Genomic DNA, 210 nt, shown 5'->3' on the forward strand with positions numbered 1-210 from the left:
ATTTCCCACACGGTAATGATGATATTGAAATGGCTGTCGCAGAGACTAAAGCCGGTGTTGCTTATGGTGCAGACGAAGTTGATTTAGTGTTCGCATACCGTGCACTGATTGCTGGTATTGCAGTTGTTGGTGAAGAAATGGTTAAAGCTTGCCGTGTAGTCTGTTGTAAAGCAGTAACATTAAAAGTGTTCATTGAAACGGGTGAATTGA

At 41.9% G+C, this 210-nt stretch carries 1 pseudogene; it reads left to right on the forward strand.

Annotated features, from left to right (window positions below):
- Positions 1 to 210 (forward strand): annotated as a pseudogene (locus V6255_RS18980) (deoxyribose-phosphate aldolase); the annotation flags it as partial.

The organism is Psychromonas arctica (genome assembly GCF_038155225.1).
In the GTDB taxonomy this organism is placed as follows: domain Bacteria; phylum Pseudomonadota; class Gammaproteobacteria; order Enterobacterales; family Psychromonadaceae; genus Psychromonas; species Psychromonas arctica_B.